The following is a 7,281-nucleotide window of genomic DNA, read 5'->3' as shown; positions in this document are numbered from 1 at the left end:
CCGACCGGGTACTGCGAGATTGCCACGGGCGCAAAGCGCCCTCGCAATGACAATTCGGGGGCCATCACCATTTTAACGACAGCCTGTACCGGTCGGCAATGCCCCTCCCCTACAAGGCGGGTACGGTCGACGATGCCGCCCTATAACTTTCCAGCCTGCAAGGCGCTCACTGAGCGCCGCTACAGTCAAATTTGGCAGCGCGTGCGGTCGGCAGAGCGGTCGGAAATTTGCAGGGTGCCCCACGGGGCGTCGAGGACGCCGCTCCCTGCAATCATCGGTGGGCAATGGCGTCTGCGGTTTTCCGGGATCAGCCTCTTCTCGGCTGGAGCAGCTCGTCCGTATCGAGCAGGATGGTGACGGGGCCGTCGTTTTCTGAGGCGACGAGCATATCGGCCCCGAACTGGCCGTGCTGCGGCGCAAAGCCGCGGCTGCGGCACTCCTGCAGGAACTGCTCATACAGCGGGACAGCCAGCTCCGGCAGAGCCGCGCCCGTGAAGCTCGGCCGCTTGCCCTTGCGGCAGTCGGCATAGAGCGTGAACTGGCTGACGACGAGCACCTGCCCGCCGATATCGGCGAGGGAGCGGTTCATTTTCCCCGCCTCGTCGCAGAAAATGCGCAGGCCGAGTGCCTTGTCGGCCAGCTTTTCACACAGCTCCGGCGTGTCGTCCGGGCCGACGCCGAGCAGGATGAGCAGGCCGTGGCCGATCTCGCCCACGACGCTGCCCGCAATGGATACGGAGGCGCTTTTTACGCGCGTGATCACAGCTCTCATCAGTTCTGCCCTCTTCTCACATCGATCACGCCGTCAATGGCGCGGATCTTCGTCCGGATGGTCTCCAGCTCCTGCACGTTGCGCACCTCGAACGTGGCGACGGTGCGCGCCTTTCCGGTGGGCATATCTCGGCCGGAGAGCTCCGTGACCTTCAGCTTGGCCGCGCTCAGCGCCGTGGCGATATCGAGCCAGATGCCGCTGCGGTCCGTGGAATCGATCTCAAACGTGGTGGAGAACGGCTTATCCTCCGTGCTCCACGCGACCTTGACCCAGCGCCCTGCCTGCTTCGGGTCGGATGCACCGGCTGCGTTGCGGCAGTCGCGGCGGTGGATGGACACGCCGTAGCCCTTTGTAATAAAGCCGACGATGTCGTCGCCCGGCACCGGCGTGCAGCAGCGCGAGAACTTGATCATGCAGGAATCGATGTCCTCGACGATAACGCCGGAATCCTTGTGGCGGCCGCCCTTTCCGGGCTCCGCCTGCTTCTGCACCTCGCGGACCGGGGGCGCAGGCGTCTGGCGCGTGGCGCGGATCAGATCGTCGCGGATGCGGCCAAACGCCTTTGCCGCCGTCAGGCCGCCGTAACCGATGGCGGCATACATATCGTCAAGGCATTCGAATGCCAGCTTTTTCAAAAGGCCCGGCAGCAGCTCGGCATCCTGCAGCACGGCGGGATTGACATTGGCGCGGCGCATCTCTCCCTCGAAGCTCGCCTTGCCGTGCACGATGTTCTCCTCGCGCTTTTCCTTTTTGAACCACTGCTTGATCTTCGTGCGCGCGCCGTTGCTCTTGCAGATATTCAGCCAGTCGCGGCTCGGGCCCTTGGCCGTTTTCGATGTCAGGACCTCGACGATGTCGCCGTTGCACAGCTGCTGATCATAGCTTGCAATGCGGTTGTTGACCTTTGCGCCGACCATGGCGTTGCCGACGCCGGAATGGATGGCATAGGCAAAGTCGATGGGGGTGGAGCCGGACGGCAGGGACATGACCTTGCCCTTCGGCGTGAAGACGAAGACCTCGTCGTCGAACATATCGACCTTGAGGGAGTGGATATAATCCTCCGCATCGGAGTCCTGCTGCGTCTCGAGCAGGCGGCGGACCCATTCAAACTGCTTTTCATCACCGCCCGCGACGCCCTGCTTGTATTTCCAGTGGGCCGCAATGCCGTATTCCGCCATTTCGTGCATCTCCCAGGTGCGGATCTGCACCTCGAACGGGATGCCCTGCTGGCCGATGACCGTCGTGTGCAGGCTCTGGTACATGTTGGGCTTTGGCGTGGAGATATAGTCCTTGAAGCGGCCGGGGACCAGATTGAACAGGTCGTGGATGTGACCGAGGACATTGTAGCAGTCCGGGATGGAATCGACGATGACGCGGAACGCATACATATCGTAGAGCTCGTCGATCGTCTTATTCTGGGCCTTCATCTTGCGGTAAATGGAATAGACATGCTTGATGCGGCCATAGATGGAGCCATGGATGCCCACGGCGGACAGGCGTGTGGTGATCTTGCTCTGGATGGCCTTCATAAAGGCGTCCGCCTCGGCCTGATGGACGTTGAGATAGCGCATGATCTCGTTATAGCCCTCGGGATCGAGGTATTTGAGGCTGGTATCCTCCAGCTCCCATTTGATCTTCTGCATGCCGAGCCGGTGGGCCAGCGGCGCATAGATGTCCATGGTCTCGCGGGACTTGGAGATCTGCTTTTCCGGGCTCTGGAACTGCATGGTACGGGTGTTGTGCAGGCGGTCGGCGATCTTGATGAGGATGACGCGGATGTCCTTGCTCATGGCCATGAACATCTTGCGCAGGTTCTCCATCTGCTGCTCCTCGAGCGTGGAATACTCCACGCGCGTCAGCTTTGTGACGCCCTCGACGAGCGAGGCGACCGTCGGGCCAAAATTGCGGGCGATATCATCGTAGGTCGAGTCCGTATCCTCGATGCAGTCGTGCAGCAGCGCGCCCAGGATGGCGTCCGTATCGAGGCCGATCTCCGCGACGATCTCCGCCACAGCCAGCGGATGGATGATATAGGGCGAGCCGTCCTTGCGCTTCTGGTCCTTGTGCTTTTCGCGCGCGTAATCCACGGCGCGGTCGATGAGGGCCATATCGACATTCAGCTTGCGCGCCGCGATGGTGCGCTTCATGCTGAGATAGTGTTCCTGAAAGGTTTCCATTCAATCACCTGCTTTGAGCTTGCGGAGCGTGCAGAACAGCACGCTGTTTTCCAGTGGGTTCGTCCGGTGCGGCACAATGCGCACCGCAAGGGTGCTGCCGCTGCGCCGCAGAGACACAAGGCCGAGCTCGGCCAGGATCTCCAGGCAGGCAATGGCGCGGCGTGCCGCCTGCGGCCGGGGAGAGGACGCCGCGATCTGCAGGCAGAGGCGGTCGGTATTGTCCCGCAGCTCCGCGCCGCCGGGGGCCGCGCGGCGGAGGAAGTTCCACACGCCGATGACGTCCTCGCGGTCCGGGGCCAGCGCCCGCAGCTCGTCGGGGCGCAGCGCCTCGTGCGCGCGGAAACGGTCATAGAGCTTCGTCGGCTCGACGCGGCGCAGGTCGATCAGATTGAGCTGCACCGTGCGGCGGCCGCGGAATTCGTTGATCTGCGGCGTAAAGGCCGCGTCGACCCGGTCGCCGGGACGGAGCTTTGCCGACAGACGCCCGGCCGAGAAGAAAATGGCCTGCACAGGCGTGCCGTCCGGAGCCTGCAGACGCAGGCGCAGATGCTTGCCGCTGCCGACGGCCATGGCATGCTCCACGGTCAGGCCGCTCAGGCTGAGCACCGGCTTCGGGCAGCCCGCGCCGCATGGCTCGAGCTGCGAAAGGCCGCGGACGTTCTCCTCCGTCAGGAGGGACGCCTCGATCTCGCAGTCGACCTGCAGCGTGGCCTCCACCGGAGCGGACGCCGCATAGGCCGCGGCGCAGCGGCACATGGCCGCGCGGAAGGCGTCGATATTCTTCCGGGCGATCGTGAACCCGGCGGCAAGCTCATGGCCGCCGTAGCCCTCAAGCAGGCCGGAGAGCTCCGTCAGCGAGGCAAACAGGTTAAAGCCGCCGTAGGAGCGGGACGAGGCCTTGCCGCGTTCGCCGTCCAGGCAGATGAGGAACGTCGGGCGGCAGAATTCCTCGGAAAGGCGCGAGGCCACGATGCCGACGACGCCCTGATGCCAGTGCTCACCCGCCAGAACGATCGCGCCGTCCGGTGCGCCGTGCAGGCGGCTGACGGCCTCACTGTAAATTTCGGATTCGATGGTCTGCCGCTCGCGGTTCAGGCGGCAGAGCGTTTCGGCCAGCCGGTCGGCCTCCTGCGGGTCCTGCGTCAGAAACAGGCGCACGGCCAGCTCAGCCTGCTCCATACGCCCGGCGGCGTTGACACGCGGCGCGAGTATATAGCCGATGGTCCCGGCAGTGATCTCCTGCTCGTCGCAGCCGCAGGCATGGATCAGGGCGCGCAGGCCCAGCCGCTGCGGCTGGCGCAGGGCCTCAAGGCCCATGACGACAAGGCGGCGGTTCTCGCCCTGCAGCGTCATGACGTCTGCGATCGTGCCGAGGCAGATGAGATCGCAATAGCGACGGGCGACGCCGTCCTGATCGCCGCTGAGCGCAGCGGCCAGCTTGAAGGCGATGCCGACGCCGGAGAGCATGGTATGCGGATACGTCCGGTCCGGCCGGTGCGGGTCCACAACGGCCGCGCACTGCGGCAGCTGCTCCTTGCATTCATGATGGTCCGTGATGACGAGCGTCACGCCCAGCTCCCGGCAGAGCTCGGCCTCCTCCAGCGCCGTGATGCCGCAGTCCACCGTGATGATGAGCCGCACACCCTGCGCACGGAGCTGGCGGATGGCCCCGGCGTTCAGGCCGTAGCCCTCCTCGAGCCGCCCGGGGATGTGGACGACGCAGTCCGCACCCATGCCGCGCAGGAAATCCGTCAGCAAGCAGGTGGCCGTGATGCCGTCCACGTCATAGTCGCCGAACACGGCGATGCGCTGCCCGAGCTGCAGCGCCTGCCGCACCGTCTGCACGGCGCGGTTCATCTCCCGCAGGAGAAAGGGGTCAAACAGCGGCGCGTCCGCGCACAGCAGCTCCTGCGCCTGCTGCGGAGTCCCGCAGCCGCGCCCGGCCAGCACGCGCGCCGTCAAAGGCGAATAGCCCGCCTGCTGCAGCGCATCGACCGCGGCGCTGTCCGGCAGGGCGGTGTTCCAGATTCCGTACTTCACACCAGATACACATCCCAGTTAGGGCAGCCCCGCGCAATTGCAGCTTCGGCCTTCACCGGATATTTTTCGCCGATCCATCGGTTCGAAAAGTTTGAAGTATTGCGCAGCCGTTGGCGGCTTTGCCGCCTTACGGATGCGGCATGCCCCTTGCGGGTACACAAAGTACATCTGCACTTTTCAAACCTTGTCCCGGCAAAAAATCTCTCGCTGAATGCTCTCGCTGCAATTGTGCGGTGCTGCCTTATTTTTTATTTTTTCATTATAGCAAACTTTTCTCCGGCATACAATACAACTGTGCAAAAAAGCTCTTGAAAGGGAGGAAGCCGCCATGCGCCGCCGGAAAACCGCCGTCCTGCTCGTGCTGGCAGCCCTGCTTGCCGCCGGATTCCTGCTGTGGGGAAACTGCAGCCTGCAGACGACCGAGACCGCACTCGTCTCCCCTGCCCTGCCGCCCGCGTTCGACGGGCTTCGCATCGTGGAGCTGGCTGACCTGCACGGCCGCGTGTTCGGCCGGGGCAGCCGCCGCCTGCTTGCGGCCGTGCGCCGGGCGGAGCCGGACCTCATCTGCATCGACGGTGACCTGTTTGACGAGCACACGGACCTTGCCATGCTGCCGCCGCTGCTGCGCGGTCTGTGTGCCATTGCGCCCGTGTATTATGTGACGGGCAATCACGAATGGCGCGTGCCCGGCCTGCGCGGCATTCTGGCGCAGATGCGCGCCTGCGGCGTGACGGTGCTGCAGGACGACTGGCGCGTGCTCCGGCGCGGAGAAGACGCGCTCATCGTCGCCGGAACGGATGACCCCTGCGGCCCGGCAGAGCGCAAAACGCCTGCGGAGCTGATCGCGGATATCCGCGCGGAGGCCGGAGAGGCCGCCTTTCTCCTGCTGCTGACGCACCGTAACGACCAATTGCCGCAATGGAGCGCCCTCGGCGTGCAGGCCGTACTGGCCGGGCACTGCCACGGCGGCGTCGTGCGGCTGCCGTTCGTGGGCGGGCTGTTCGGCACGGACCGGCGGCTGTTCCCCGCATGGGATGCCGGGCTTTACCGGCAGGGCGAAACGGCCCTGTATGTCAGCCGCGGGCTTGGCTATACAAACGTGCACTTTCGCCTGTTCAACCGGCCGGAGGTCGCGGTGATCGTTCTGCGCCGGGGCGATCCGGCAATAAATTCGTAAACAAATCGTAAATATTCCGGGGAAAGGGTTGTAAATCCGCCTCACCGCATTATAATTGTTCTCAGGTGATAACTATGTTCCGACGTTTGGGCGCAAGCATCCGCAAATGGATGTACGGCCGCTACGGTTCTGATCAACTGAATATGCTCTTGCTGGTGCTGGCCGTCATCCTGAGCCTCACCAACACCATCCTGACCTACGCGCTGCGGACCAGCACGGTCTACCGCGGCATCATCGCACCGATCCTGTCACTGTTGATGTACGGTCTGCTGATCCTCGCCATGGTCCGCATGTTTTCGCGGAATCTCAGCCGCCGCGAGCGGGAGAACCGCCGGTTCCTGCAGCTGTGGATGCGGCTGCGCGACCGCAACAACCGCTATTTTCGCTGCCCGTCGTGCGGGCAGACCGTCCGGGTCCCGAAGCACCGCGGCAAGCTGTGTATCCGCTGCCCGAAATGCGGCGAGAAATTCATCCGTAAGACCTAGCCCGAAACCCGCAGCCAGCCGCTGCGGGTTTTTGCTGCCCGTTACAGAGGAACCGGCAGGGGCGGCGGAACATGCGGAAAACAAAAAGAGGACCGTTCGCTCACCGGGCGCACACGGAGCGTTGTAGGGGAGCGGCATGCCTCTCCCCAGACTGTCAAAAAGCCTGCCCAGCCGAAAGTTTCGGAGGGAAGAAAAGTGTGAAAGGAAACCGTCAGGGTGTCCTTTCGCGTTCAATCACCCGCCGCGGCGGCAGAATTGCAAAATAAAATGCTACAATATTCTATTTTGCAATTCTGGAAGCAGCTTGGCGAAAAAGGCCCGAAGGGACTTTTTTGACAAGCTGGGGTGCGGACAGCCGGGCCCGGCGCATTGCTGCCGATCCGAACAGGCTGTCGATAAAACAGGGAAGGCCAAAGGTTTGTCATTGCGAGGAGGCCGGAGGCCGACGTGGCAATCTCGTGCAGGCAATTACGATTTCGCCGACAGCTTTCCCACAATCCGGCCAGGTACTGCGAGATTGCCACGGGCGCAAAGCGCCCTCGCAATGACAATTCTGGAGGCGTCACGCCACAGAATCCATGTGCCACATGCTGCTGGCCTGCATGGCGCTCACTGAGCGCCGCTACAGAC

6 protein-coding genes are annotated in these 7,281 nt (G+C 63.5%); 2 read left to right on the top strand and 4 right to left on the bottom strand.

The genetic code is table 11. The annotated features are described in order from the left end of the window. Positions 1-307: 307 nt before the first annotated feature. The 3 genes from dtd to recJ are packed head-to-tail and all read right to left on the bottom strand — an operon-like array spanning position 308 to position 4,989. Complete coding sequence (gene dtd / locus WMO66_RS06535; RefSeq protein ID WP_349135594.1) at positions 308-772, bottom strand: D-aminoacyl-tRNA deacylase; 465 nt, start codon at positions 770-772, stop codon at positions 308-310. Then, the gene (locus WMO66_RS06530) at positions 772-2,949 is read right to left on the bottom strand and encodes a RelA/SpoT family protein (protein ID WP_349135593.1); all 2,178 of its coding nucleotides are present in this window, start codon (positions 2,947-2,949) and stop codon (positions 772-774) included. The genes dtd and WMO66_RS06530 overlap by 1 nt, the downstream gene beginning before the upstream one ends. Beyond that, entirely contained in the window at positions 2,950-4,989 is a 2,040-nt protein-coding gene (gene recJ, locus WMO66_RS06525) for a single-stranded-DNA-specific exonuclease RecJ (RefSeq protein WP_349135592.1), read from the bottom strand. A 328-nt stretch (positions 4,990-5,317) separates the two neighbouring features. Here recJ and WMO66_RS06520 point away from each other — a divergent pair, with 328 nt between their 5' ends. Together WMO66_RS06520 and WMO66_RS06515 are read left to right on the top strand one after the other, a co-directional pair. After that, on the top strand, positions 5,318-6,166 hold the full coding sequence (locus tag WMO66_RS06520) for a metallophosphoesterase (RefSeq protein ID WP_349135591.1): 849 nt from the start codon (positions 5,318-5,320) through the stop codon (positions 6,164-6,166). A gap of 74 nt (positions 6,167-6,240) precedes the next feature. Beyond that, positions 6,241-6,651 carry a TFIIB-type zinc ribbon-containing protein gene (locus WMO66_RS06515; RefSeq protein WP_349135590.1) on the top strand — a complete coding sequence of 137 codons (411 nt, stop codon included), beginning with the start codon at positions 6,241-6,243 and terminating at the stop codon, positions 6,649-6,651. A 230-nt stretch (positions 6,652-6,881) separates the two neighbouring features. On the opposite strand, the gene WMO66_RS06510 is transcribed toward WMO66_RS06515, so the two are convergent. Next, on the bottom strand, positions 6,882-7,281 hold a 400-nt coding region (locus WMO66_RS06510), incomplete at its 5' end, for a hypothetical protein (RefSeq protein WP_349135589.1).

It is taken from the genome of Faecousia intestinalis (assembly GCF_040096185.1).
GTDB lineage: Bacteria > Bacillota > Clostridia > Oscillospirales > Oscillospiraceae > JAZOXB01.
The sequence above is the reverse complement of the archived record's forward strand: the minus strand, read 5'-3'. Positions and strand labels throughout refer to the sequence as shown.